The organism is Streptomyces sp. NPDC048353 (assembly GCF_055587165.1).
Genome location: NZ_JBVJGU010000001.1, coordinates 180346 through 204517, shown reverse-complemented (window position 1 = coordinate 204517; position 24172 = coordinate 180346). Strand labels below are relative to the sequence as shown.

Sequence of the window (24172 nt, the reverse complement as noted above, 5' to 3'; positions counted from 1 at the left end):
ACCGGTGGGTTACTTCGTGCCCGTGGCGCGGCTCGCCGCGATCTGGCGGGACATGATCGTGGTCAGCTCGTACGCCGTGTGCGAGGCGGCGACCGCCGTGATCTCCGCGTGGTCGTAGGCCGGGGCGACCTCCACGACGTCGGCGGAGACGAGGTTGCAGGAGGACAGGCCGCGCAGGATCTCCAGGAGCTCGCGGGAGGTCATGCCGCCCGCCTCCGGGGTGCCGGTGCCCGGCGCGTGGGCCGGGTCGAGGCAGTCGATGTCGATGGAGATGTAGAGCGGGCGGTCCCCGATGCGCTGGCGGAGCTGGTCGGCGACCTCGTCCGCGCCCCGGCGGTAGATGTCCGCCGACGTGACGATGCCGAAGCCCATCTTCTCGTCGTCGGTCAGGTCCTGCTTGCCGTACAGCGGGCCGCGGGTGCCGACGTGGGAGAGCGCCTCGGTGTCGAGGATGCCCTCCTCGACGGCGCGGCGGAACGGCGTGCCGTGGGTGTACTCGGCGCCGAAGTACGTGTCCCAGGTGTCGAGGTGCGCGTCGAAGTGGAGCAGGGCGACGGGGCCGTGCTTCTTGGCGACGGAGCGCAGCAGCGGCAGCGCGACCGTGTGGTCGCCGCCCAGCGTCATCATGCGGGCGCCGGTGGCGAGCAGGTCGTCGGCGGCGGCCTCGATGGTCTCGACGGCCTCGTTGATGTTGAACGGGTTGGCCGCGATGTCACCGGCGTCGGCGACCTGGGCGAGGGCGAACGGCGAGGCGTCCTGCGCCGGGTTGTACGGGCGGAGGAGGCGGGACGCCTCGCGGATCGCGTTGCCGCCGAAGCGGGCGCCGGGGCGGTAGGAGACGCCGCTGTCGAAGGGGATGCCGACCACGGCGACGTCGGCGGTGCCGACCTCGTCGAGCCGCGGCAGCCGGGCGAACGTCGCGGGGCCGGCGTACCGCGGGATGCGGGACGAGTCGGTCGGGCCGCGGAACGCGTTCTGGTCGCTGCTGCTCATGGTCGGGTCCTCCTGGGTGTGTCGGGGTCTTCCGGACGGGTCGCGTCCGGTGGCGCGGGGTCAGCCGGTGGTGGTGGCCGGTACGGTCGCGGGCTCCCGGCCCTCGGCCGCGTCGGTGTCCCGGCCCGCCAGCCGGGCGCGCCAGGCGGCCAGGACGGCGGGGTCGGTCGGGCGGGTCGCCAGGGAAACGATCACATAAGCGGCGAGCGATGCCAACAAACCATAGTAAACAGGCTCATTCGCAAGGATTCCGTAAGTCCACATCAGGCCGATCACCGAGAGGCCGCCGACGGCGACCGCCGCCAGGGCGCCCTGCACCGTGCCGCGGCGCCACAGCAGCCCGCCGAGGATCGGGACGAGCAGCCCGCCGACCAGGAGGTTGTAGGCGACGGTGAGCGCCTGGACGACGTCGTTGAGGGCGATGGCGATGCAGATGACGGCGATGCCCATGATCAGGATGAAGAGCCGGTTGCCCTTCACCTCGTCGTGATCGCTCCCGCTCCCGTCGTTCCGCGCGGTGAGTCCGCGCAGACGCGACCAGATGTCGTTGTTGGCGACGGTGGCGCAGGCGATGAGCGCGCCGGAGGAGGTGGACATGACGGCGGCGAGCGCGGCGGCGAGGACGAGGCCGCGCACGCCCATGGGCAGCTCGTCCTTGACGATGGTGGCGAAGGCGTCGTCGGCGCTGGGCAGCTTCGGGTAGAGGACCTTGGCCGCCGTGCCGATGACGGCGCCGGCGAGGGCGTAGACGAGACAGTACGTACCGGCGACGGTGCCGCCCCACTTCGCGACCTTGTCGCTCCTGGCGGTGAAGACGCGCTGCCAGATGTCCTGCCCGATGAGCATGCCGAAGGTGTAGATCAGCACGTACGTGAAGATCGTCTCGCCGCCGATGCCGAGCGGGGCGAAGTACTCGGTGGGCAGCTGGGCCTTCATCTCCGCGAACCCGCCGGCCTTGATCACGGCGATCGGCAGCAGCAGGATCAGCACGCCGATGGTCTTCACCACGAACTGCACCATGTCGGTGAGGGTGATGGACCACATGCCGCCGAGCGTCGAGTACGCGACGACGATGGCGCCGCCGAGGACGATCGCGACCGTGCGGGGCAGGTCGAAGAGGACGTCGAAGATGGTCGCGTACGCGATGGTCGAGGTGACGGCCAGCATCAGCGTGTACGCCCACATGACCACACCGGAGATCACGCCCGCCCGGCCGCCGTAGCGCAGGTCGAGCATCTCGGAGACGGTGTAGACCTTCAGCCGGGCGATCCGCGCGGAGAAGAAGACGGAGAGGGCCAGCAGGCCGAGTCCGATGGTGAAGACCATCCAGGCGCCGGAGAGACCGTACTTGTAACCGAGGCCGACGCCGCCGATGGTGGAGGCACCGCCGAGGACGATGGCGGCCATGGTGCCGGAGTACATCCACGGGCCGAGCCGGCGGCCCGCCACCAGGAACTCGCTCTTGGACTTGGCGCGGCGCATGCCCCACCAGCCCATCGCGAGCATGCCGGCCAGGTACACGACGATCACTGCGTAGTCGACGGCCATGGGGCCCTCCTTCTCACCTCGGTGGCGTGTCGTGCGGGGGAAGCCCCGAAAGGCTGACCAGGGGCGGATCGCGGGGACATCCGCCCGTACCCGCGGCCCCTGGATGGCACGACAGTAGGTGGCCGGAAAGCGACGCTGAAGTGTACGTTTCATCCATTGTTCACGCTCCGGATGTACGAAGGATCCATGGCGATGCCCGCGCAGGAACCGACCTTCACGCCCCCGGCCCAGCCGGTCCCGCTGGCCGCGCTGCTCGGCCGCCCGGACCTCGGGCTGCGGCTGCTCGCCGGAGCGGCCACCGGCCCCGAGGACGTCCACGTCCACTGGGTCCACACCTCGGAGATGGCCGACCCGTACCCCTATCTCCTCGGCGGCGAGCTGCTGATGACGGCGGGGGTGCAGCTCACCGACCCGGAGCGGTACGTCGAGCGGGTGGTGGAGGCGGGCGCGGCGGCGCTCGGGTTCGGCGTCACGCCGGTGTACGACACGGTCCCGGCGGCCCTGGTGGCGGCGTGCGACCGGGCCGGTCTGCCGCTGGTCGAGGTGCCGCCGGACACGCCGTTCACGGCGGTGGCGCGGGCGGTGTGGCGGCTGATGGCGGAGGCCAGGCACCGGGAGCTGCGCCGGGTGACGGAGGCGCAGCAGTCGCTGGCGACGGCGGCGGCCCGGCCCGCGCCGGTCCCGGCGGTGCTCGGCGCGCTGGCGTCCCGGCTGGGCGGGCGGGCGGTGCTGTTCGCGGCGGACGGCACGGAGTACGCGACGGCGGGGCGGCCGGTCCCGCCGGAGGCGGCGGGGGCGCTGCGGGAGCTGGCGGGGGTGGTCGGCCCGCGCCCGGGCGGCCCGGCGTCGGCGAGCGGCGACGGGGGCGGGCTGCGGCTCGCCGCGTACGCGCTGGGCGGCGGGGAGGGGCTGACGCTGGGGGTGGCGGCCGAGCGGAGGGAGACGGCCGACCACACGATCGCCGGGGTGGCGGTGGTCCTGCTGTCCCTGCTGACCGCCCCGCACCGGGGCGCCGACGCCTCCGTCCGCGACGCGGCCCTGGTCCGCCTGCTGCTCGGCGCGCCCCCGGCGGAGGTGGCGGCGGCGCTGGGCCCCGGGCCGTGGTCGGTGGTGCACGCCCGCGGCGGCGACGGCACGCCGTTCGCGGCGGGAGCCTTGGCGGCGGCCCTGGGGACGGCGCTGGTGGCGGGGGACGAGAGCCCCGCCGACGAGCGCGCGGAGCCGGGTGAGGCCCGGGGGCCGGGGCCCGCGGGCTCCCGGCCCCGGGGGGTCGTGCGGTTGCTGGTGCCGGCCTCGGCCGGTGCCCGGGCGCAGGACGGGTGGGTGCTCGGGGTCAGCGCCCCCGTCGCGGCGGAGGAGCTGGCCGTCGGGGACGCGCAGGCCGCGCGGGCGCTGGCCAGGGCGGAGGCCCTGCGGGTGGGGCTCGTGCGGCACCGGGTGGCCGGGATCGGGGGGCTGGTGGACGGGGACGAGGCGGACGCGTACGCCCGGTCCCTCCTCGCCCCCCTCACCCCGCCGCTCGTCGGGACCCTGCGGGCCTGGCTCTCCCTGCACGGCAACTGGGACCGGACGGCGGTGGCGCTGGACATCCACCGCAACACCGTCCGCCAGCGCGTCGCCCGCTGCGCCGCGCTCCTGGGCCGGGACCTGGACGACGCCGACGTGCGCATGGAACTGTGGTTCGCGCTGGGCCGCCTCCCGGACTGACTCCGGTCCCCGCCCCCGGATCAGTAGAGCTTGTTGACGGCGGTCTTCGTCGTCGTGCGGAAGGCGGTCAGCGGGGCGTCCTCGAGGTCGCCCATCTGACCCCAGCGGACGAGGGTGACGGTGCGGCCGTCGCGGCCGACGGAGAAGAGGTGGATGTCGGTGCTGCCGATCTGCGGGTCGGCGGTGTCCAGGCTGTAGACCCAGGCGCCCTCCTCGACGGCGAGCTTGCCGTGGTACGCGCTGACGGCGTCCAGGCCCGGGTTCTGCCGCTCCAGCAGGGGCCCGCAGCCGGCGAGGGCCTTGCGGAGGGTGTCCACCAGCTTCACGGCGTCGGCCTCGGTGCGGGCGACGGTGGTGACCTGGACGCCGTTGGTGTCGAGCTCGGTGCTGAACTCGCGGTAGCGGGTGTTCTGCGCCGGGATCTTGTACGGGGCGCAGAGGACGCCGCCGTTCTCCGGGACGCCGGTGAAGACCTGGGTGGCGGTCCACGGCGTCGACGACGGCGGCATCTGGGAGGCGGCGAGGAAGGCGGGCTGGGCAGCGGCCTGCGCCGGGGCCGTGGCGAGGGCCGCGAGGCCCAGGGCGGCAGCGGCGGCGGTGGCGAGTGCGGTGCGGAGCTTGTTCATGCTGGTGGATCCCCCGTCGGGTCGTTCGGTCAGTGCTCCACCAGCGTCGGGCCGGCGCCGGCCGTCTGCAACGGTGACGCGCCCTCCACCCGTCCCGGAACCATCCCACCCCCGCTGACGTGCAAGGACATGAAGCATGGGACGCAGGGTCGAGGGGGATGGAATGCCGAAGGACGCCGCCGTCGAGGAGTTCGCGCGGTTCGTGCGCGCGCTGAAGGCGCGGGACGGGCGCAGTTACGAGGCGCTGGGCCGGCGCCTGAGCGTCAGCGGGTCCACCCTCCACCGCTACTGCTCGGGCGCGACCGTCCCGGAGGAGTTCGCCGTGGTCGACCGCCTCGCCCTGCTGTGCGGGGCGGACGAGGAGGAGCGGCGGGCCCTGGAGGCGGCCTGGAGCCGCGCGGACCGCACCCGCCGCCCTCCGGCGCCGGAGCCCGCGGCAGAACCCCAGCCCGGCCCGGAACCGAAGCCTGCGCCCGCACCCGGCCCGGAAACGAAGACGCCCGAGCCCGAGCCGGCCCCGGAGCCTGCGTCCGAGCCCGAGCTGGAACTCGTGCACGCGCGCGTGCCGGGCCTCCCGTCCGAGCGGCGGAGGCGCCGGTGGGGGTGGCTGGGCCTGGTCGGCGGGACGCTGGCGGTCGTGGGGACGGTGACGCTCGGAGCCGTACTCCTGCCCGGGAAGGCCCGGGAGCGGGCCGCCGAACCACCGGCGCCGCTGACGTGGACGGTCGCCTCGCACCTGTGGAAGAACGGGTGCGGGCACACCTACCTCGTGGAGCGGACGCCCCCTCCCCCGCCGCAGGCGGCCGACGCGCGGAGCTGGGCGGCGGCGCAGGGGGCCGTGGACGGCGGCCAGACGCTGGTGCGGGTGTCGGTGCAGGGGAAGAGCACCGCGGCGGTGGTGCTCCAGGCGCTGCACGTGCGGGTGGTGGAGCGGGGCGCGCCGCTGCCGTGGGCGGCGTACCGGACGGACGACGGGTGCGGCGGGGCGGTGACGCCGCGCCGTTTCGAGGTGGATCTGGACCGGCCGCGGCCGGTGGCGCGGGCGCTGGACGGGTACGACGCCTCCGGGGAGGAGGGCCGGACGCTCCCGGCGGTCTCCTTCCCGTACGCGGTCAGCGCCGCCGAGCCGGAGGAGCTGCTGGTCTCGGCGGGGACGTCGGGGTGTGACTGCCGCTGGTACCTGGAGCTGGAGTGGAGCTCGGAGGGGCGCCGGGGCACGGTCCGGATCGGGGACGAGGACGGCGGGCCCTTCCGGACGAGCGGGGCGAAGGGGCGGCCCGTGCACGGATACGACTCCGTCGGTCTGCGCTGGGTCCCCGGCGAGGCGTCCGGGGCGTGAGCGGACGTGATCTGGGCAACCCTGGGCGCCTCAGATCTGGACAGCGGCGCGAACCCACCGGTAACTTGACTGAGCAAGCGCTTAGGCATACTGCGTCTGGCACCCAGGCACCCAGGACTCCGAAGGAGGCGGCTCGTGCGCCGTACCGTATTCAACGAGGACCACGAGGCGTTCCGGGACACCATCCGCGCCTTCATCGAGGCCGAGGTCGTCCCCGTCTACGACGAGTGGTTCGCCGCGGGCCAGGCGCCGCGCGACTTCTACTACAAGCTCGGCGAGCTGGGCGTCTTCGGCATCAACGTCCCCGAGGAGTTCGGCGGCGCGGGCCTGGACACGCACAAGTTCGAGGCCGTCCTCTACGAGGAGACCTCCCGCGCGGGCGTGAACTTCGGCGGCTCCGGCGTGCACGTGCTGCTCGCCCTGCCGTACATCAAGATGCTCGCCACCGACGAGCAGAAGAAGCGTTACCTCCCGAAGTTCGTCTCCGGCGAGGAGATGTGGGCCCTGGCGATGACCGAGCCGGGCACCGGCTCCGACGTCGCGGGCATGAAGACCACCGCCAAGCTCTCCGAGGACGGCACGCACTACGTCCTCAACGGCGCCAAGACCTTCATCACCGGCGGCGTGCACGCCGACCGCGTCATCGTCTGTGCCCGTACCGCCGCGCCCACCGCCGAGGACCGCCGCTCCGGCATCTCCCTCTTCGCGGTGGACACGAAGTCCGCGGGCTACTCCATCGGCCGCAAGCTGGACAAGCTCGGCCTGCGCACCTCCGACACCGCCGAGCTGGCGTTCGTCGACGTGAAGGTGCCCGTCGAGGACCTGCTCGGCGAGGAGAACAAGGGCTTCTACTACCTCGGCCACAACCTCGCCTCGGAGCGCTGGGGCATCGCCTTCGGCGCCTACGCGCAGGCCAGGGCCGCCGTCCGCTTCGCGCAGCAGTACGTGCAGGAGCGCACCGTCTTCGGCAAGCCGGTCGCCCACTTCCAGAACACCAAGTTCGAGCTGGCCGCCTGCCAGGCCGAGGTCGACGCCGCCGAGGCCGTCGCCGACCGCGCCCTGGAGGCCCTGGACGCGGGCGAGCTGACCCCGGCCGAGGCCGCGAGCGCCAAGCTGTTCTGCACCGAGGTCGCCCACCGCGTCATCGACCGCTGCCTCCAGCTGCACGGCGGCTACGGCTACATGAACGAGTACCCGATCGCCCGCCTGTACGCCGACAACCGCGTGAACCGCATCTACGGCGGCACCAGCGAGATCATGAAGACGATCATCGCCAAGTCGATGGGCCTGTAAGTGCCCGAAGCGCTCGACTCCCTGCTCGATCTGCTCGACCTGGAGCAGATCGAGCAGAACTTCTTCCGGGGGCAGTCCCGTTCGGCCGTCGTCCCCCGCGTCTTCGGCGGCCAGGTGGCCGCCCAGGCACTGGTGGCGGCCGGCCGGACCGTCCCCGAGGACCGGCTCGCCCACTCCCTGCACGCGTACTTCCTGCGCGCCGGGGACCCGGGCGCGCCGATCGTCTACACCGTCGACCGGATCCGCGACGGCCGCTCCTTCACCACCCGCCGGGTCGTCGCCGTGCAGCACGGGCAGCCGATCTTCCACCTCTCCGCGTCCTTCCAGACGTACGAGGAGGGGCTGGAGCACCAGTACGACATGCCGGCCGCGCCGGACCCGGAGTCGCTGCCGACGGCGGCCGAGATGCTGCCCCGGCACCTTCCGGCGGACGTGGCCGCGCGCCTGGTCGAGGCGCGGGCGGCGGTGGACCTGCGCTACGCCGACACCCCGCCGTGGGGTTCCGTCGGGGAGCCCCGCGAGCCGCGTTCCCAGGTGTGGTTCCGTACGAACGGCAAGCTGGCCGACGATCCGCTGCTGCACGTCTGCCTGGCGACGTACGTCTCCGACATGACGCTGCTGGACTCGGTGCTGCTCGCCCACGGGCGCGGCGGCTGGGCCGTCGGGGACGTCGTCGGGGCGTCGCTGGACCACGCGATGTGGTTCCACCGGCCGTTCCGGGCCGACGAGTGGCTGCTCTACGACCAGGAGTCGCCGTCCGCCTCGGGCGGCCGGGGCCTGGGCCAGGCGCGGATCTACACGCGGGACGGGCGGCTGGCGATCTCCGTCATCCAGGAGGGTGTCGTTCGCGTTCCGCGCTGATGATCGGACATACCGTCCGGAGCATGGCGCAGAACGGCGAGAGCACGTCCACGGTGATCGTGGCGGCGGCGGCGAACCTCGGGATCGCCGCCGCCAAGGCCGTCGCGGGCCTGATCAGCGGATCGAGCGCGATGCTCTCCGAGGCGGCCCACTCGGTCGCCGACACGGTCACCGAGGTCATGCTGCTCACCGCGCTCAAGCGGAGCGCGAAACCGGCCGACGAGGACCATCCGCTCGGATACGCGAACGAGCGCTACGTCTGGGCGCTGCTCGCCGCCGTCGCCACCTTCGTCGGCGGCGCGGTCTTCTCCGTCTACGACGGCATCCACACCCTGACCCACGGCGAGGAGCCGGGCGACCCGCTCGTCTCGTACGTCGTACTCGCGGTCGCCTTCGTCCTGGAGGGCTTCTCGCTGCGGACGGGCCTCCGGCAGGTCAGGGGCGAGGCCGAGCGGGTGAAGGCGCCGTTCGGGCGCTATCTGCGGCTGACCCCCGACACCACCGTCAAGGCGGTCGTCCTGGAGGACTCGGCCGCCCTGGCGGGCCTGATGCTGGCGGCCGGCGGCCTGCTGGGCGGTCAGATCACCGGCTCGGGGATGTGGGACGGTGTCGCCTCGATCCTGATCGGCGCGCTGCTGGTGTACGTGGCGTGGGTGCTGGGCCGCTCCAACGCGGAGCTGCTGATCGGCCGGCCGGTGCCGCGCGCGATGCGGGCGCTGGTCGTGGAGGAGCTGCTCTCCGTGCCGCACATCGTCGGCGTCCTGGAGCTGACGACGCTCATCCAGGGCCCGGAGGAGGTCATGATCGCGGCGAAGATCGACTTTCGGGACGTGTCCTCGGCGGCCCAGGTCGAATGGGCCTGCGAGGAGGCCGAACAGCAGCTGCGCGAACGCTTCCCCTCGATCCGCCGGGTCTATCTGGACCCGACCCCCGGAGCCGGCCGCCGTCCGGCCGAAGGGCCGGCCGGCCCGACGGGGACGTGAACGTGCCGGGGCGGGGGCGGGTCCGCCGCGGCCGGGACGCGGGCCCGTCCGCGGGCGGGCCCCTCAGACCGTCAGGCCCGCCGCGTCCAGGAGGTAGGCCGTCAGGGGCTCGTAGGAGCGGGGGTCGATGACGTGGTCGTCGAGCGGGATGGTGACCTGCATCGTGCCCTCGGCCTCGCCGATGAAGAGGGCGGGGTCGTTGCAGTCCGCGTAGCCGACGGAGTCGATGCCCCGCTGGCCGGCGCGGCCGGCCCAGCCGTGGTCGGCGACCACGAGGTCGGGCCGCGGCTCGCCCTCGCGCTCCAGGCCGTCGAGGATCGCGTTCATCGGCTCGGGCGAGTGGGTGTGCCAGAGGGTCGCGCCCCGCTCGAAGACGGCGACGTCGGCGAACTGCACGACGTACCCCTCGTCGGCGGTGAGCCCGCCGGGGATCCGCACGATGTCGCAGCCCGCCGCCCGCAGCGCGGCGGCGACCCGGCTGTGGGCGTCGATCAGCGCGCCGGGGTGGCCGGTCGCGAACAGCACCCGCTGCTTGCCGGCGGCGGCCTTGCGCAGCCGGGCGGCCATCCGGTCGAGTCCGTCGACGGTCAGCTCGGGGTCGATGGTGTCCTGCCCGCTCCGGTGCGCGGGGTCGTCGTTCACGCCGCACCGCTCGGCCATCACGGCGAGCACGTCCTGCTCGTCCGTCCACCGGTCGCCCAGCTCCAGGCCCAGCCAGTAGTGGCGGTCGCCGTTGGCGAGCTTGCGGTAGTGGGAGAGGTTGTTGTCACGCGGGGTGGCGACGTCCCCCGCGATCCGGGTCCGGACGAGGTGCTCGACGAGGGCGGGGCGGCTGAGTATCGGCATGGTGCCCATTCTGCCGTCCGCCACGGCCCGTGGCCGCCCCGTTTCGTCCCGTGGACCTCAGCGCCGGGTCCGATCGCCGCCGTGGGGGCGTCCGGCGAGGGTCACCGCGCGCAGCAGCCACTCCACCGGGCCGAGCCGGAAGCGGCGCATCAGCCACCCGCTGAGGAGCAGCTGTCCCGCGTAGAGCGCCAGGGCTCCGGCGAGGACGGCGACGGCGTCGACGCGGCCGTACAGCGCGAGTCCGTAGCCGGTGAAGACGAGCGCCATCACCAGGGACTGTGTCAGGTAGCCGGTGAGCGCCATCCGGCCGGCGGGGGCCAGCAGCCGGCGGGTGGCGGCGCCGCGCGGCGTCCGCATCCACAGCAGCAGGGCGCTGCCGTACGCGGCGGTGAGCGCCGGGGCGGTGACCATGCCGGCGACGAAGGCGAGGGTCCCCCAGCGGGCCGGGAGGACGCCGGTGGCGCCCGCCGCCATGAGGAGGGAGCCGGGCAGGCCGCAGAGCAGTCCGTACGTACGGATCCGCCGCAGCCGGTCCGTGCCGAGGGCGTCACCGGCCAGCAGCCGCCGCTTGCCGGCCGCCGCGCCCGCCAGGAAGGCGGCGGTGACCAGGCCGCCGGCGAAGAGGAGGGCGCCGACGACGTCGGGCCAGGCGGCGAGGTGGGTGGCGATGATGTCGGCCGGGCCGCCGCGGTAGCCGGCCGTCAGCCGGGCGGTCTCCTCGGCCTGGTCGGTGTCGGTGCCGCCGTCCGGGACGAGCGTCACCAGGGCGGCGAAGGCGAGCAGCAGCGCGGAGGTCACCGTCTGGACCCAGCGGGCGGCCGTCCACAGCCGGCCGGGGGACGCGCCCCGGGCCGCGAGGAGGATCAGGCCGAGGAGGGCGTACATGGTCAGGATGTCGCCGGTGTAGAGCAGCGCGATGTGCAGCAGGCCGAGGACGAAGAGGCCGAGGAGGCGGCGCAGCATGCGCGGGACGAAGCGCGCGCCGGCGCGCTCGGCCGACTCCTGCTGGAGGACGAAGCTGTAGCCGAAGAGGAACGAGAAGAGCAGATAGAACTTGGTCTCCACGAACGCGGTGACCAAGCCTTTGGCCACGAGGCCGGGCGTGTCGTCGGGGAGGGCGGGGACGCCCGCCATGACGAGGGCGTTGACCAGGAGGATCCCGCCGAGCGCGAAGCCGCGCAGGGCGTCCACCTCCTGGATGCGCCGCCCGCTGTCCGCCGGGCGGACGCCGGCCTCCGTCGCGTCCTGTGCCATGGCCGTGCCCCCGTGCTCGGTCGTCTGCCGGACGGCGCCCGAGGGCCCGTCGTCTCCGGGAAGTCTGCCGGACGGCCCGCGGGTCCGACGGACCGCGGGGCGCCGACGCGGCTAGCGGGCGGCGGCCAGGGCGCCGAAGGCGCCGTGGGCCAGGCGCCGCAGCAGCTCCTCCATCGCCGTGCGCCCCAGTGCGGCGAGGTAGGGCGTGGAGTTCAGGAGGCCGAAGACCGCGTGCACGGCCGCGCGCGCCTCGCTCTCGGTGGCGGTCGGGTACAGCTCCCGTACGACCGCCACCCACAGCTCCACGTACTGCCGCTGGAGCTGGCGCACCCGCTTGCGGTCCTCGTCCTTGAGCCGGTCGAGCTCGCGGTCGTGGAGGGTGATCAGGGGCCGGTCGTCGAGGGCGAAGTCGATGTGTCCGTCGATGAGCGAGCCGAGGAGCGCCCGCGGGTCGCCGGCCGCCTCGCCGACCCGGAGCCGGCCGCCGTCGAGGAGCCGCTCGCTGATGCCGACGAGCAGCTCGGCCAGCATGGCGTCCTTGCCGGGGAAGTGGCGGTAGAGCCCGGGGCCGCTGATGCCGACGGCCGCTCCTATCTCGTCCACGCCCACGCCGTGGAAGCCGCGCTCGGCGAAGAGGCGGGCGGCCTCCTTGAGGATCTGCTCGCGTCGCGTCGGGGCGTCGGTCCTGGCGGTCGTGGTCATGGGACCGATTCTAGACAACGCGGTTAGCGGTCGTTAACCTGAAGGACATACGTTAACGCTCATTAACCGAGCAAGGGAGCTCAGTCGATGCAGCAGGCACCTGTGCTGACGAGCGCGGCGGACCCCGCCTCGCCGGCCTGGCAGGCCAACGAGGCAGCCCACCACGAGCTGGCCGCGACCCTGCGCGCCAAGCTCGCGGCGGCCGCGCTCGGCGGCGGCGAGAAGGCCCGAGCCCGGCACACCGCGCGCGGCAAGCTGCTGCCGCGGGACCGGGTGGACACGCTTCTGGACCCGGGCTCGCCCTTCCTGGAGCTGGCCCCGCTGGCCGCGACCGGCATGTACGGCGACCAGGCACCGGCCGCCGGAGTCATCGCCGGCATCGGCCGGGTCTCCGGCCGCGAGGTCGTGATCGTCGCCAACGACGCCACCGTCAAGGGCGGCACGTACTACCCGATGACGGTGAAGAAGCACCTGCGGGCCCAGGAGGTGGCGCTGGAGAATCGTCTCCCCTGCCTCTACCTCGTGGACTCGGGCGGCGCCTTCCTGCCGCTCCAGGACGAGGTCTTCCCCGACCGGGAGCACTTCGGCCGGATCTTCTACAACCAGGCCCGGATGTCCGGCGCCGGCATCCCGCAGATCGCGGCGGTCCTCGGCTCCTGCACGGCCGGCGGCGCGTACGTCCCCGCGATGAGCGACGAGGCCGTGATCGTCCGCAACCAGGGCACGATCTTCCTCGGCGGGCCGCCGCTGGTGAAGGCCGCGACCGGCGAGGTCGTCACGGCCGAGGAGCTGGGCGGCGGCGAGGTCCACTCCCGTACGTCCGGGGTCACCGACCACCTCGCCGAGGACGACGCCCACGCCCTGCGGATCGTCCGCAACATCGTGGCGACGCTCCCCGAGCGCGGCCCGCTGCCCTGGTCGGTCGAGCCGGTCGTCGAGCCGAAGGTCGACCCGGCCGGGCTGTACGGCGCGGTGCCGGTGGACTCCCGTACGCCCTACGACGCCCGCGAGATCATCGCCCGGATCGTCGACGGCTCGCGCTTCCAGGAGTTCAAGTCGGAGTACGGCCAGACGCTCGTCACCGGCTTCGCCCGGATCCACGGCCACCCGGTGGGCATCGTCGCCAACAACGGCATCCTGTTCTCCGAATCCGCCCAGAAGGGCGCCCACTTCATCGAGCTGTGCGACCAGCGCGGCATCCCGCTGCTCTTCCTGCAGAACATCTCCGGCTTCATGGTCGGCCGGGACTACGAAGCGGGCGGCATCGCCAAGCACGGCGCCAAGATGGTCACGGCCGTCGCGTGCACCCGGGTGCCGAAGCTGACCGTCGTCGTCGGCGGCTCGTACGGCGCGGGCAACTACTCCATGTGCGGACGGGCCTACTCCCCCCGCTTCCTCTGGATGTGGCCCAACGCCAAGATCTCGGTCATGGGCGGCGAGCAGGCCGCGTCCGTCCTCGCGACGGTCAAGCGGGACCAGCTCGGCGACGGATGGAGCGCCGAGGAGGAGGACGCCTTCAAGGCGCCGATCCGCGAGCAGTACGAGACGCAGGGCAACGCCTACTACGCCACCGCCCGGCTCTGGGACGACGGGGTCATCGACCCGATGGAGACCCGGCAGGCCGTCGGCCTCGCGCTCACCGCCTGCGCCAACGCCCCCCTGACCGAACCCGCCTTCGGCGTCTTCCGGATGTGAGTGACAGATGACCATGTTCGACACAGTCCTCGTCGCCAACCGCGGCGAGATCGCCGTCCGCGTCATCCGTACCCTGCGGGCGATGGGGGTCCGCTCGGTCGCCGTCTACAGCGACGCGGACGCCGACGCCCGGCACGTACGGGAGGCCGACACGGCGGTTCGGCTCGGCCCCGCCCCCGCCGCCGAGTCCTACCTCTCCGCCGAGCGGCTGATCGAGGCCGCCCGCCGCACCGGCGCGCAGGCGGTCCACCCGGGGTACGGATTCCTCGCCGAGAACGCCGGGTTCGCGCAGGCCTGCGCGGAGGCCGGACTCGTCTTCATCGGCCCGCCGGCCACGGCGATCTCGCTCATGGGCGACAAGATCCGGGCCAAGGAGACCGTGAAGGCGGCCGGCGTCCCCGTCGTACCGGGCGCCGCCGACCCCGAACTGGAGGCCGCCGCCCGCGAACTGGGCGCCCCGGTCCTGCTGAAGCCCTCGGCGGGCGGCGGCGGCAAGGGCATGCGCCTGGTGCGGGACCTGTCGGTGCTCACCGACGAGATCGCCGCCGCCCGGCGCGAGGCCCGGTCCTCCTTCGGCGACGACACCCTGCTGGTGGAGCGGTGGATCGACCGCCCGCGGCACATCGAGATCCAGGTCCTGGCCGACGCGCACGGCAACGTCGTCCACCTCGGGGAGCGCGAGTGCTCCCTCCAGCGCCGCCACCAGAAGATCATCGAAGAGGCGCCGAGCGTCCTGCTGACCCCGGAGATCCGCGCGGAGATGGGCGCGGCGGCGGTCGAGGCGGCCCGGTCCTGCGGCTACGTCGGCGCGGGCACGGTCGAGTTCATCGTCCCGGGCGTGGACCCCTCCTCGTATTACTTCATGGAGATGAACACCCGGCTCCAGGTCGAGCACCCGGTGACCGAGCTGATCACCGGGATCGACCTGGTGGAGTGGCAGCTGCGGGTCGCGGCCGGCGAGAAGCTGGGCTTCGGCCAGGAGGACGTCCGCCTCGACGGCTGGGCGATCGAGGCCCGGATCTGCGCGGAGGACCCGTCCCGCGGCTTCCTCCCGTCCGGCGGAACGGTTCTCTCCCTGCACGAGCCGCAGGGCGGAGGGGTCCGCACCGACTCCGGGCTCAGCGAGGGCACGGAGGTCGGCAGCCTCTACGACCCGATGCTCTCCAAGGTCATCGTCCACGCCCCCGACCGCGCCACCGCCCTGCGCCGCCTGCGCGCGGCCCTCGCCGACACCGTCACCCTCGGCGTCCCCACCAACGCGGGCTTCCTGCGCCGGCTGCTGGCCCACCCCTCGGTGGTGAGCGGCGACCTGGACACCGGGCTCGTCGAGCGGGACGCGGAGAGCCTGGTCGACAAGGGCGTACCCGACGAGGTCTACGCCGCGGCCGCCGCCGTACGGCTCACCGCGCTCACCCCCGCCCCCGCGGCCGGCTGGACCGACCCGTTCTCCGTGCCGAACGGCTGGCGCATCGGCGGCCGGCCGGCCCCCCTGGACTTCCCGTTCCGCGTGTCGGGCCTCGAACCCGTCACGGCGCAGGCGCCCGCAGGGGCCAAGGTCACCGCCGACTCGGTCACCGTCCACCTCGACGGCCTCACCCACCACTTCCGCCTCGCCTCCTCCCCGGAGGGGGTCTGGCTGGGCCGCGACGGGGACTCCTGGCACGTCCTCGATCACGATCCCGTCGCCGCCGCGCTCTCCGGAGCCCGCCACGGAGGCGCCGACACCCTCGCCGCCCCCATGCCGGGAACCGTGACCGTCGTGAAGGTGACCGTCGGGGAGGAGGTCGAGGCCGGGCAGAGCCTCCTCGTCGTCGAGGCGATGAAGATGGAGCACGTCATCTCCGCCCCGCACGCCGGCACCGTCACCGAACTGGACGTCACACCCGGCACCACCGTCGCCATGGACCAGATCCTCGCCGTGGTGACCCCGAGGGAGGAATCATGACCACGGGCCTGCCCATGACGGTGCCCGCCGCCGGGCTCCCCGCCCGCGTCCGCATCCACGAGGTCGGGGCCCGCGACGGGCTGCAGAACGAGAAGACCGTCGTCCCGACCGCCGTCAAGGCCGAGTTCGTGCGCCGTCTCGCCGGGGCCGGGCTCTCCACGGTCGAGGCCACCAGCTTCGTCCACCCCCGGTGGGTGCCCCAGCTGGCCGACGCCGAGGAGCTGTTCCCGCTGCTGCGGGGCCTGCCGGCGCGCCTGCCCGTGCTCGTCCCCAACGAGCGCGGTCTCGACCGCGCCCTCGCCCTCGGCGCGCGGGAGATCGCGGTCTTCGCCTCCGCCACCGAGTCCTTCGCCAAGGCCAACCTCAACCGGACCGTCGACGAGGCGCTGGCCATGTTCGCGCCGACCGTCACGCGGGCCATAGAGCAGGGCCTGAAGGTGCGCGGCTATCTCTCCATGTGCTTCGGCGACCCGTGGGAGGGCCCGGTCCCGGTCGAGCAGGTCGTCCGGGTCACCAAGGCGCTGGCCGAGATGGGCTGCGACGAGCTGAGCCTCGGCGACACCATCGGCGTCGCCACCCCGGGGCACGTCCAGGCGCTGCTGACGGCGCTGAACGAAGCCGGCGTCCCCACCTCCCGGATCGCCGTGCACTTCCACGACACCTACGGCCAGGCGCTGTCCAACACGCTCGCCGCGCTCCGCCACGGTGTCACCACCGTCGACGCCTCCGCCGGCGGCCTCGGCGGCTGCCCGTACGCCAAGAGCGCCACCGGCAACCTCGCCACCGAGGACCTCGTGTGGATGCTCGACGGCCTCGGCATCGAGACCGGGGTCGACCTCGCCGCCCTCACCGCCACGAGCGTGTGGATGGCCGAACAACTGGGCCGACCGAGCCCTTCCCGTACCGTCCGCGCCCTCTCCCACAAGGAGTGACGAAACCCATGTCCCTCGACCACCGGCTCTCCGAAGAGCACGAGGAACTCCGCCGCACCGTCGAGGAGTTCGCCCACGACGTCATCGCCCCCAAGATCGGGGACTACTACGAGCGGCACGAGTTCCCGTACGAGATCGTCCGCGAGATGGGCCGCATGGGCCTGTTCGGCCTGCCCTTCCCCGAGGAGTACGGCGGCATGGGCGGCGACTACCTCGCCCTCGGCATCGCCCTCGAGGAGCTGGCCCGGGTCGACTCCTCCGTCGCCATCACCCTGGAGGCGGGCGTCTCGCTGGGCGCGATGCCCGTCTACCGCTTCGGCACCGAGGAGCAGAAGCGGGAGTGGCTGCCCCGCATGTGCTCGGGCGAGATCCTGGGCGCCTTCGGGCTGACCGAGCCCGGCGCGGGCTCGGACGCCGGCGGCACCCGCACGACGGCCGTCCGTGACGGCGACGAGTGGGTGATCAACGGCTCGAAGTGCTTCATCACCAACTCCGGTACGGACATCACGGGCCTGGTCACCGTCACCGCCGTGACCGGCCGCAAGGCGGACGGCCGGCCGCTGATCTCCTCGATCATCGTGCCGTCGGGCACCCCCGGCTTCACCGTCGCCGCCCCGTACTCCAAGGTCGGCTGGAACGCCTCGGACACCCGTGAGCTGTCCTTCGACGACGTCCGCGTGCCCGTCGCGAACCTGCTCGGCGAGGAGGGCCGGGGGTACGCGCAGTTCCTCCGCATCCTCGACGAGGGCCGGATCGCGATCTCGGCCCTCGCGACCGGCCTCGCCCAGGGCTGCGTCGACGAGTCGGTGAAGTACGCCAAGGAGCGCCACGCGTTCGGGCGGGCGATCGGCGACAACCAGGCGGTCCAGTTCAAGATCGCGGACATGGAGATGCGGGCGCACATGGCCCGGGTCGGCTGGCGCGACGCGGCCTCCCGGCTGGTGCTCGGCGAGCCGTTCAAGAAGGAGGCGGCGCTGGCGAAGCTGTACTCCTCGACGGTGGCGGTGGACAACGCCCGCGAGGCGACCCAGATCCACGGCGGCTACGGCTTCATGAACGAGTACCCGGTGGCCCGCATGTGGCGCGACTCCAAGATCCTGGAGATCGGCGAGGGCACGAGCGAGGTCCAGCGGATGCTGATCGCCCGGGAGCTGGGCTTCACGGCCTGAACCGAGGGGTGTCGACGTCGCGGGCCGGGACCTGGTGGTCCCGGCCCGCCGCTCGTCGCCGGTGGGTGGTGGGCCGGGTCATCCGGTCGAGCAGCCAGGAGCGGACGCCGCCGAGCGCCGACGCGGCCAGGGCCGTCGGGTGGAGGGTGAAACCGTGCGCGGCGGAATCCCTGCACCCCCCGACACCGCGCACAGAAGGTTAGGCTAACCTTCCCTCGATCGACGCCGGTCGGCCCCCGGCCGGCCCCGCCCGCACGCACCGAAAGCGACTCCGCCATGCCCAGCAACGCCCGAGCCTCCCATCCGACCCGTCGCGGCCTCCTCGCCGCGGGCGGCGCCCTCGGGCTCGGCGCCGCGCTCGCCGCCTGCGGCGGCGAGAAGGCCGGAAGCGGTGCTGCCGCGGGCACCTCGGACAAGACCGGCCCCTGGAAGTTCACCGACGACCGGGGCACGGCCGTCCAGGCGAAGTCCACGCCGAAGAACATCGTCGCCTTCACCGGCATGGCCGCCGCCCTGAAGGACTTCGGCATCGAGGTCAAGGGCGTGTTCGGCCCGACCTACGTCGAGGACCCGAAGACCAAGGCCCGGAAGCCGGACGTCCAGGCCGGTGACCTCGACATCGCCAAGGTGAAGGTGATCGGCAACGTCTGGGGCGAGTTCAGGATCGAGGAGTACCTCAAGCTCGCCCCGGACCTCCTCATCACGGACATGTGGGAGAAGAACGACCTCTGGTACGTCCCGGCCGAGCAGAAGGACAAGATCCTCAAGATCGCCCCGAGCGTCGCCCTCTGGGCCGCCGACAGGTCGATGCCGGCCGTCCTCCAGCGCCACGCCGACCTCGCCGCCTCGCTGGGCGCCGATGTGAAGACCCGGCAGATCCTCGCGGACAAGGCCCGCTTCGAGGCCGCCGCCGAGCGGGTCCGCCGGGCCGCCAAGGGCAAGAGGGACATCAAGGTCCTCATCGGCTCCGGCTCCCCGGACCTCTTCTACGTCTCCACCCCGGTCCGGCCGACCGACACGCTCTACTTCAAGGAGCTGGGCGTCAACCTGGTCACCCCCGACAAGCTCGACCAGGGCGGCTGGTTCGAGGGTCTGAGCTGGGAGAACGTCGGGAAGTACCAGGCCGACGTCATCATGCTCGACAACCGGACCTCGGCCCTCCAGCCCGAGGCCCTGAAGTCCAAGCCGACCTGGGCCGCGCTGCCCGCCGTCAAGGCCGGGCAGGTCGTCCCGCGCGTCACCGAGCCGGTCTACTCCTACGCCAAGTGCGCCCCGCTCCTGGAGGACCTGGCCAAGGTCCTGGAGAACGCGAAGAAGGTGTCCTGACCCGATGACGAGCGCCGCGGCCGCCCCGTTCCGGTTCTTCTCCCTCCGGGTCGACCGGACGAGACGGCTGGGCCCGTCGCTGGTCCGGATCACCTTCGCCGGCCCGGAGCCGGCCGCCTTCGCCTCCGGCGGACGCGACCAGTCGCTCTCGCTCTTCCTCCCGCACCCCGGCCAGGACGCGCCGGTCCTGCCCCCGCTGGACGACCCGGACATCTACGCGGTCCTGGGCGCCTGGCGGGCGATGCCGCACGACGAGCGGGCGGTGATGCGCTCGTACACCGTGCGGGAGCAGCGGACCGGCCCCGACGAGGTCGACATCGACTTCGCGCTGCACGAGGACGGCGGCCCGGCCTGCCGCTGGGCCGGGCGGGCGAAGCCCGGGGACCGGGTGGTCGTGCTCGGTCCGGCGGTCGCCGAGAACACCGCCGTCCGCTTCCAGCCGCCCACCGACACCGACTCCGTGGTGATCTGGGCGGACGAGACGGCCCTGCCGGCCGCCTCCGCGATCCTGGAGTGGCTGCCGGCCGGGACCAGGGCGCGGGTCTTCCTCTCGGTGCCGTACTCCGGCGACCGTGCGGAGCTCGTGACGGAGGCCGACGCCACCGTCACCTGGCTGGTGCGCGAGGAGGGCGCCCCGTCCGCCGTGGACGCGGTGCGCGGCGCCGAGCTGCCGGGGGCGGCTCCGTACGTCTGGCTCGCGGGCGAGTCGGGCTCGGTGAAGGAGTTGCGCCGGCATTTCGTACGGGACCGGGGGCTGGACCGCGGGCACGTGACGTTCGTCGGCTACTGGCGCCGGGGGCTGTCCGAGGACGCCCTGCGGGAGGCCCCGGCCGACGAGGCGTAGGACGGGCTGCGGCCGGCGCGCCCGGCACCCTTCCGCCCGAAGGACCGGCCGGCGTCCGGGGGTTTACGGTCCCCCCGGGCGCCGGCTCCTTTCGTGGGCTCGCGCCTCCGCCCCTAGGGCGCGTCCCAGGGCACCTGGGGCGAGCGGTAGTAGTCGATCCCGAGGGCCTCGAAGCGCGGTCCCTGGGCCGCCAGGCGCACCTTGTAGGTCTCCCAGTCGTGCGTCGCCGCCGGGGACCAGCCCAGTTCGGCCACGCCCGGCAGGCGCGGGAAGGCCATCTGGTCGATGTGGGCGCTCTCGGAGAGGGTCTCCGTCCACAGGGGCGCCTCGACGCCCTGCACCGCGGTCGCCGGCGCGCCGGGGAGGTAGGCGGCGGGGTCCCAGTCGTAGGAGCGGCGCACCTCGACGTAGCCGGCCCAGGCCAGGCCGAGCTTGGTGTCCTTGGTGTACTTCATGTCGAGGTAGGCCCGGTCGGCGGGCGACAGGATCAGTCCCGTGCCGTTCCGCGCGGCCGCGGCGACCTGCGCCTTCTCGGCGTCCGAGGTCCGGTCGAGGCCCCAGTACTGCGCGAGGGCGCCCTTCGCGGGGGTGGCACCGGTCAGTTGGTGCCAGCCGACGACGGTCTTGCCGTACTTCGCGACGATCGGCTGGACCTTGTCCATGAAGGCGACGTAGTCCTCGTGCGGGGTGGAGTGCGCCTCGTCGCCGCCGATGTGGAGGTACTTCCCGGGGGTCAGGGCGGCCAGCTCCCGGATGACGTCGTCGACGAAGTCGTACGTGACGGGCTTCGGGACGCAGAGCGAGCTGAAGCCGACCTCGGTGCCGGTGTAGAGCGGCGGGGCGACGCCGTCGCAGTTCAGCTCGGCGTAGGAGGCGAGGGCGGCGTTGGTGTGTCCGGGCAGGTCGATCTCGGGGACGACCTCCTGGTAGCGGGAGGCGGCGTAGCGGACGATCTCCTTGTAGTCGTCCTTGGTGTAGTGGCCGCCGGGGCCGCCGCCGACCTCGGTGGAGCCGCCGTACGTGGCGAGCCGGGGCCAGGAGTCGATGGCGATGCGCCAGCCCTGGTCGTCGGAGAGGTGCAGGTGCAGCTTGTTGACCTTGTAGAGGGCGAGCTGGTCGATGTAGCGCTTGACCTCGTCGACGGTGAAGAAGTGACGGGAGACGTCGAGCATCGCGCCGCGGTAGGCGTAGCGCGGGGTGTCGGTGATGGTGCCGCCGGCGACCTTCCAGGGGCCGGGCTGGACGGTCCTGCGTTCGACGGCGGCGGGGAGCTGCTGCCGGAGGGTCTGGACCCCGCGGAAGAGGCCGGCGGGGCGTCGGGCGGTGAGCGTGATGCCGTCGCGGCCGGAGCGCAGGCGGTAGCCCTCGTCGCCGAGCGCCCGGTCGCCGGGGCTGAGGCGCAGCAGGATGCCGCCGCGCGCCCGGTGTTCGTCGACGACGGGCAGGGGGAGGCCGGTGGAGGGGCGGAGCACTCCGGCGAGGAAGTCGCCGACCGCGCGCGTGGCACGGGAGTCGCCGGCGTGGCCGTCGACCCGGATGCGGGTGGCGGCGGTGAGGGCGTACGGGTGTCCGCCGGGGGTGACGGAGGCGGGGGCGGGCACGATCTGACCCAGCGGGCGGGGATCGGCCCCGGCGGGCCCGGCCGGGGCGGGGGCGGCCGCGACGCAGGAGAGGCCGGCGGCGGCGGCGATCAGCAGGGCACCGAGCACACGGGGGAACGTTCTGCGCTGTCTCACAGGGAGGGTCCCTTTCGACGGGCTTCACGACGGTGGAATGCGTATCCGATCGGTCACCATGCGTACCGTCCACCTCAGGCGCGGTCAAGGTGTAGACCAATTTCACCGCCGAAAGCGTCGATCATGAGCCCTCCTGCCCGATTCCGGGCAGGTTTCTTGCAAACCGAGGCCCGGACCCTTCAGTATTCACGGGTGCTCGATCGCCGCCCGTCACACGACGACCTCATCGACCACCTGGTGCGCAGCACCGCGCTCCAGCGCGGCGAGGCGGCCCGGGTGATCCTCGACGTGCTGGCGTACTTCGACGAGTCGACCGAGGACTTCGTCCGCCGCCGCCACCGCGAACTCCAGTCCGGCGGCGCGGTGAACGCGGAGATCTTCGAGCGCATCGCGGCCGAACTGCCGCACCGCGCCGTGGCGCCCCCGGAGCTCTCGCTCCGGCAACTGCGCCGCATCGTCTACGGCTGAGCACACCCACTGACTCGGAGGGCTGAAACCTTTATGTGCGGAATCGTCGGTTACATCGGAAAGCGTGACGTGGCCCCGCTGCTCCTCGAAGGACTGCAGCGGCTGGAGTACCGGGGGTACGACTCCGCCGGCATCGTCATCAGCAGCCCGAAGGCCAGCGGCCTGAAGATGGTCAAGGCCAAGGGGCGGGTCCGGGACCTGGAGGCCCGCGTCCCCAAGCGCTTCACCGGCACCACCGGCATCGCCCACACCCGCTGGGCCACCCACGGCGCGCCCAGCGACATCAACTCGCACCCGCACCTGGACCCCGAGAACAAGGTCGCCGTCGTCCACAACGGCATCGTCGACAACGCCTCCGAGCTGCGCGCCAAGCTGGTCGCCGACGGCGTCGTCTTCGCCTCCGAGACCGACACCGAGGTCATCACCCACCTCATCGCCCGCTCCCAGGCCACCACCCTGGAGGAGAAGGTCCGCGAGGCCCTCAAGGTCATCGAGGGCACGTACGGCATCGCCGTCATGCACGCCGACTTCGGCGACCGCATCGTGGTGGCCCGCAACGGCTCCCCCGTCGTCCTCGGCATCGGCGAGAAGGAGATGTTCGTCGCCTCCGACGTCGCCGCCCTCATCGCCCACACCCGCCAGGTCGTCACCCTCGACGACGGCGAGATGGCCACCCTCAAGGCCGACGACTTCCGCACGTACACCACCTCCGGCGCGACCACCACCGCCACCCCGGAGACCGTGGAGTGGGAGGCCGCCTCCTACGACATGGGCGGCCACGACACGTACATGCACAAGGAGATCTCCGAGCAGCCCGACGCGGTCGACCGCGTGCTGCGCGGCCGGATCGACGACCGCTTCTCCACCGTCCACCTCGGCGGGCTCAACCTCGACGCCCGCGAGGCCCGCACCATCCGCCGCATCAAGATCCTCGGCTGCGGCACCTCGTACCACGCCGGCCTCATCGGCGCCGGGCTCATCGAGTCCATGGCCCGCATCCCCGCCGACGCCGAGCCGGCCTCGGAGTTCCGCTACCGCAACCCGGTCGTGGACCCCGACACCCTCTACATCGCCGTCTCCCAGTCCGGTGAGACCTACGACGTCCTCGCGGCCGTCCAGGAGCTCAAGCGGAAGGGCGCCCGCGTCCTCGGCGTCGTCAACGTCGTCGGCTCGGCCATCGCCCGCGAGGCGGACGGCGGCGTGTACGTCCACGCCGGCCCCGAGGTCTGCGTCGTCTCCACCAAGTGCTTCACCAACACCGTCGTCGCCTTCGCGCTGCTCGCCCTGCACCTGGGCCGCATCCGCGACCTGTCGGTGACCGACGGCAAGAGGATCATCGAGGGCCTGCGCAAGCTCCCCGAGCAGATCAGCGAGATCCTCACCTCCGAGGACGAGATCAAGAAGCTGGCCGAGGAGTACGCCGGCGCCCAGTCGATGATGTTCATCGGCCGCGTCCGGGGCTACCCCGTCGCCCTCGAGGCCTCCCTGAAGCTCAAGGAGATCTCCTACATCCACGCCGAGGCGTACCCGGCCTCCGAGCTGAAGCACGGCCCGCTCGCGCTCATCGAGCCGGCCCTGCCGACGGTCGCGATCGTCCCCGACGACGACCTGCTGGAGAAGAACCGCGCCGCCCTGGAGGAGATCAAGGCGCGCAGCGGCCGCATCCTCGCCGTCGCGCACCAGCCGCAGGAGAAGGCCGACCACACCATCGTCGTACCGAAGAACGAGGACGAGCTGGACCCGATCCTCATGGGCATCCCGCTCCAGCTCTTCGCGTACCACACCGCCCTCGCCATGGGCCGCGACATCGACAAGCCGCGCAACCTGGCCAAGTCCGTCACGGTCGAGTAGCCCCCTCCGGGCCTGTCCCCCGGAGACTCGACCACGGCCGGGAAAGCCCGTCCG

Annotated in this window: 21 protein-coding genes; 13 read left to right on the top strand and 8 right to left on the bottom strand. The window is 72.9% G+C overall.

Annotation, left to right across the window (positions count from 1 at the left end; translation table 11 throughout):
- Window positions 1-9: 9 nt before the first annotated feature.
- Together speB and ACZ6RC_RS00940 are read right to left on the bottom strand one after the other, a co-directional pair.
- Window positions 10-993, bottom strand: coding sequence for an agmatinase (speB, locus tag ACZ6RC_RS00945; RefSeq protein ID WP_391142985.1), 984 nt, complete (start codon window positions 991-993; stop codon window positions 10-12).
- A gap of 60 nt (window positions 994-1053) precedes the next feature.
- On the bottom strand, window positions 1054-2541 hold the full coding sequence (locus tag ACZ6RC_RS00940; RefSeq protein ID WP_391142988.1) for a sodium:solute symporter family protein: 1488 nt from the start codon (window positions 2539-2541) through the stop codon (window positions 1054-1056).
- A 192-nt stretch (window positions 2542-2733) separates the two neighbouring features.
- Here ACZ6RC_RS00940 and ACZ6RC_RS00935 point away from each other — a divergent pair, with 192 nt between their 5' ends.
- Window positions 2734-4248, top strand: coding sequence for a PucR family transcriptional regulator ligand-binding domain-containing protein (locus tag ACZ6RC_RS00935; protein WP_469579396.1), 1515 nt, complete (start codon window positions 2734-2736; stop codon window positions 4246-4248).
- A 20-nt stretch (window positions 4249-4268) separates the two neighbouring features.
- Here ACZ6RC_RS00935 and ACZ6RC_RS00930 read toward each other — a convergent pair whose 3' ends face one another.
- Window positions 4269-4874, bottom strand: coding sequence for a hypothetical protein (locus tag ACZ6RC_RS00930; protein WP_469578459.1), 606 nt, complete (start codon window positions 4872-4874; stop codon window positions 4269-4271).
- Between the two features lie 136 nt (window positions 4875-5010).
- Between ACZ6RC_RS00930 and ACZ6RC_RS00925 the strand changes: the two genes are divergently transcribed.
- The 4 genes from ACZ6RC_RS00925 to ACZ6RC_RS00910 all read left to right on the top strand — a co-directional run bounded on the left by ACZ6RC_RS00925 (window position 5011) and on the right by ACZ6RC_RS00910 (window position 9350).
- Window positions 5011-6213, top strand: a complete 1203-nt coding sequence (locus ACZ6RC_RS00925; RefSeq protein WP_469578457.1) for a helix-turn-helix domain-containing protein — start codon at window positions 5011-5013, stop codon at window positions 6211-6213.
- Between the two features lie 135 nt (window positions 6214-6348).
- Window positions 6349-7506, top strand: coding sequence for an acyl-CoA dehydrogenase family protein (locus ACZ6RC_RS00920; protein WP_453614278.1), 1158 nt, complete (start codon window positions 6349-6351; stop codon window positions 7504-7506).
- Window positions 7507-8367: an acyl-CoA thioesterase II gene (tesB, locus tag ACZ6RC_RS00915; RefSeq protein WP_391142999.1), complete on the top strand. Its 861-nt coding sequence runs from the start codon at window positions 7507-7509 to the stop codon at window positions 8365-8367. It abuts the gene before it with no gap.
- A 23-nt stretch (window positions 8368-8390) separates the two neighbouring features.
- Entirely contained in the window at window positions 8391-9350 is a 960-nt protein-coding gene (locus tag ACZ6RC_RS00910; RefSeq protein ID WP_453614276.1) for a cation diffusion facilitator family transporter, read from the top strand.
- 63 nt (window positions 9351-9413) lie between these two features.
- On the opposite strand, the gene ACZ6RC_RS00905 is transcribed toward ACZ6RC_RS00910, so the two are convergent.
- The 3 genes from ACZ6RC_RS00905 to ACZ6RC_RS00895 form a co-directional block, all read right to left on the bottom strand.
- A complete protein-coding gene (locus ACZ6RC_RS00905; RefSeq protein ID WP_453614274.1) occupies window positions 9414-10196 on the bottom strand; it encodes a phosphatase in 783 nt (260 codons plus the stop codon).
- 57 nt (window positions 10197-10253) lie between these two features.
- Entirely contained in the window at window positions 10254-11450 is a 1197-nt protein-coding gene (locus ACZ6RC_RS00900) for a DUF418 domain-containing protein (protein WP_469578454.1), read from the bottom strand.
- A 111-nt stretch (window positions 11451-11561) separates the two neighbouring features.
- A complete protein-coding gene (locus ACZ6RC_RS00895; protein ID WP_391143010.1) occupies window positions 11562-12152 on the bottom strand; it encodes an SACE_7040 family transcriptional regulator in 591 nt (196 codons plus the stop codon).
- Window positions 12153-12239: 87 nt separating this feature from the next.
- Here ACZ6RC_RS00895 and ACZ6RC_RS00890 point away from each other — a divergent pair, with 87 nt between their 5' ends.
- The 4 genes from ACZ6RC_RS00890 to ACZ6RC_RS00875 are packed head-to-tail and all read left to right on the top strand — an operon-like array spanning window position 12240 to window position 17893.
- Complete coding sequence (locus tag ACZ6RC_RS00890; protein WP_391143013.1) at window positions 12240-13847, top strand: carboxyl transferase domain-containing protein; 1608 nt, start codon at window positions 12240-12242, stop codon at window positions 13845-13847.
- 7 nt (window positions 13848-13854) lie between these two features.
- Complete coding sequence (locus tag ACZ6RC_RS00885) at window positions 13855-15792, top strand: acetyl/propionyl/methylcrotonyl-CoA carboxylase subunit alpha (RefSeq protein WP_469578451.1); 1938 nt, start codon at window positions 13855-13857, stop codon at window positions 15790-15792.
- Window positions 15789-16724 (top strand): hydroxymethylglutaryl-CoA lyase, encoded by a 936-nt coding sequence (locus ACZ6RC_RS00880; protein ID WP_391143019.1) that lies wholly within the window; start codon window positions 15789-15791, stop codon window positions 16722-16724. Before ACZ6RC_RS00885 ends, ACZ6RC_RS00880 begins: the two co-directional genes overlap by 4 nt.
- Before the next feature lie 8 nt (window positions 16725-16732).
- Window positions 16733-17893, top strand: a complete 1161-nt coding sequence (locus ACZ6RC_RS00875; RefSeq protein WP_469578449.1) for an acyl-CoA dehydrogenase family protein — start codon at window positions 16733-16735, stop codon at window positions 17891-17893.
- Here the strand turns inward: ACZ6RC_RS00875 and ACZ6RC_RS00870 are convergent.
- Window positions 17883-18086 (bottom strand): hypothetical protein, encoded by a 204-nt coding sequence (locus tag ACZ6RC_RS00870; RefSeq protein ID WP_469578447.1) that lies wholly within the window; start codon window positions 18084-18086, stop codon window positions 17883-17885. The two genes, ACZ6RC_RS00875 and ACZ6RC_RS00870, sit on opposite strands and share 11 nt — an antisense overlap.
- An 83-nt stretch (window positions 18087-18169) precedes the next feature.
- On the opposite strand from ACZ6RC_RS00870, the gene ACZ6RC_RS00865 reads away from it, so the two are divergent.
- Both ACZ6RC_RS00865 and ACZ6RC_RS00860 read left to right on the top strand, forming a co-directional pair.
- Window positions 18170-19219, top strand: coding sequence for an ABC transporter substrate-binding protein (locus ACZ6RC_RS00865; protein WP_469578445.1), 1050 nt, complete (start codon window positions 18170-18172; stop codon window positions 19217-19219).
- 4 nt (window positions 19220-19223) lie between these two features.
- Window positions 19224-20063 carry a siderophore-interacting protein gene (locus tag ACZ6RC_RS00860; protein ID WP_469578443.1) on the top strand — a complete coding sequence of 280 codons (840 nt, stop codon included), beginning with the start codon at window positions 19224-19226 and terminating at the stop codon, window positions 20061-20063.
- A 113-nt stretch (window positions 20064-20176) separates the two neighbouring features.
- On the opposite strand, the gene ACZ6RC_RS00855 is transcribed toward ACZ6RC_RS00860, so the two are convergent.
- Entirely contained in the window at window positions 20177-21799 is a 1623-nt protein-coding gene (locus ACZ6RC_RS00855; protein ID WP_469578441.1) for a beta-N-acetylhexosaminidase, read from the bottom strand.
- Between the two features lie 192 nt (window positions 21800-21991).
- Here ACZ6RC_RS00855 and ACZ6RC_RS00850 point away from each other — a divergent pair, with 192 nt between their 5' ends.
- Complete coding sequence (locus ACZ6RC_RS00850) at window positions 21992-22267, top strand: hypothetical protein (RefSeq protein ID WP_391143034.1); 276 nt, start codon at window positions 21992-21994, stop codon at window positions 22265-22267.
- Between the two features lie 33 nt (window positions 22268-22300).
- Window positions 22301-24118: a glutamine--fructose-6-phosphate transaminase (isomerizing) gene (glmS, locus tag ACZ6RC_RS00845; protein ID WP_453614253.1), complete on the top strand. Its 1818-nt coding sequence runs from the start codon at window positions 22301-22303 to the stop codon at window positions 24116-24118.
- Window positions 24119-24172 lie beyond the last annotated feature (54 nt).

What these genes read in the sequence shown, in the direction of transcription:
- speB (WP_391142985.1), bottom strand. Translation starts at nt 993, where the DNA reads ATGAGCAGCAGCGACCAGAACGCGTTCCGCGGCCCGACCGACTCGTCC.
- ACZ6RC_RS00940 (WP_391142988.1), bottom strand. Translation starts at nt 2,541, where the DNA reads ATGGCCGTCGACTACGCAGTGATCGTCGTGTACCTGGCCGGCATGCTC.
- ACZ6RC_RS00935 (WP_469579396.1), top strand. Translation starts at nt 2,734, where the DNA reads ATGCCCGCGCAGGAACCGACCTTCACGCCCCCGGCCCAGCCGGTCCCG.
- ACZ6RC_RS00930 (WP_469578459.1), bottom strand. Translation starts at nt 4,874, where the DNA reads ATGAACAAGCTCCGCACCGCACTCGCCACCGCCGCCGCTGCCGCCCTG.
- ACZ6RC_RS00925 (WP_469578457.1), top strand. Translation starts at nt 5,011, where the DNA reads ATGGGACGCAGGGTCGAGGGGGATGGAATGCCGAAGGACGCCGCCGTC.
- ACZ6RC_RS00910 (WP_453614276.1), top strand. Translation starts at nt 8,391, where the DNA reads ATGGCGCAGAACGGCGAGAGCACGTCCACGGTGATCGTGGCGGCGGCG.
- ACZ6RC_RS00905 (WP_453614274.1), bottom strand. Translation starts at nt 10,196, where the DNA reads ATGCCGATACTCAGCCGCCCCGCCCTCGTCGAGCACCTCGTCCGGACC.
- ACZ6RC_RS00900 (WP_469578454.1), bottom strand. Translation starts at nt 11,450, where the DNA reads ATGGCACAGGACGCGACGGAGGCCGGCGTCCGCCCGGCGGACAGCGGG.
- ACZ6RC_RS00895 (WP_391143010.1), bottom strand. Translation starts at nt 12,152, where the DNA reads ATGACCACGACCGCCAGGACCGACGCCCCGACGCGACGCGAGCAGATC.
- ACZ6RC_RS00890 (WP_391143013.1), top strand. Translation starts at nt 12,240, where the DNA reads ATGCAGCAGGCACCTGTGCTGACGAGCGCGGCGGACCCCGCCTCGCCG.
- ACZ6RC_RS00885 (WP_469578451.1), top strand. Translation starts at nt 13,855, where the DNA reads ATGACCATGTTCGACACAGTCCTCGTCGCCAACCGCGGCGAGATCGCC.
- ACZ6RC_RS00880 (WP_391143019.1), top strand. Translation starts at nt 15,789, where the DNA reads ATGACCACGGGCCTGCCCATGACGGTGCCCGCCGCCGGGCTCCCCGCC.
- ACZ6RC_RS00875 (WP_469578449.1), top strand. Translation starts at nt 16,733, where the DNA reads ATGTCCCTCGACCACCGGCTCTCCGAAGAGCACGAGGAACTCCGCCGC.
- ACZ6RC_RS00865 (WP_469578445.1), top strand. Translation starts at nt 18,170, where the DNA reads ATGCCCAGCAACGCCCGAGCCTCCCATCCGACCCGTCGCGGCCTCCTC.
- ACZ6RC_RS00860 (WP_469578443.1), top strand. Translation starts at nt 19,224, where the DNA reads ATGACGAGCGCCGCGGCCGCCCCGTTCCGGTTCTTCTCCCTCCGGGTC.
- glmS (WP_453614253.1), top strand. Translation starts at nt 22,301, where the DNA reads ATGTGCGGAATCGTCGGTTACATCGGAAAGCGTGACGTGGCCCCGCTG.